The 637-nt window shown below is 45.2% G+C and carries 1 protein-coding gene; it reads left to right on the forward strand.

The features are described 5' to 3' along the window. The coding region (locus IR010_RS19995; RefSeq protein ID WP_194606139.1) for an Ig-like domain-containing protein at positions 1-637 on the forward strand (637 nt) is incomplete at both ends.

Consider the following 637-nt stretch of genomic DNA (forward strand, 5'->3'; position numbering starts at 1 on the left):
CAGTTGCAGTTGATGATGCTTATACAGCTTCAGAAGACAATACAGTAACGCTTAATCCTCTGGCTCTGGATACAGATGCTGACGGAGATACTTTGACAATCACTTCAATCAACGGAACAGCCCTGACAGGTTCAGCACAAACAATTGCGGTTACAAACGGCACAGTAAGCATCTCGGCTTCGGGCATAATTACTTTTACTCCGGCTTTGAACTTCAACTCGGCCACTGCTGTAAGTTTTCCTTATGTGATCAGCGACGGACACGGCGGAACTGCCACGGCAAATCAGCTTATCACAGTAACTTCGGTAAATGATAATCCGGTTGCAGTTGATGATGCTTATACAGCTTCAGAAGACAATACAGTAACGCTGAATCCTTTATCTTTGGATACAGATGCTGACGGAGATACTTTGACAATCACTTCAATAAACGGAACAGCCCTGACAGGTTCAGCCCAAACAATTGCGGTTACAAACGGAACAGTAAGCATCTCGGCTTCGGGCATAATTACTTTTACTCCGGCTTTGAACTTCAACTCGGCCACTGCTGTAAGTTTTCCTTATGTAATCAGCGACGGACACGGCGGAACTGCAACGGCAAATCAGCTTATAACAGTTACTTCGGTAAACGATGCTCC

Source organism: Flavobacterium sp. MR2016-29 (genome assembly GCF_015350695.1).
In the GTDB taxonomy this organism is placed as follows: domain Bacteria; phylum Bacteroidota; class Bacteroidia; order Flavobacteriales; family Flavobacteriaceae; genus Flavobacterium.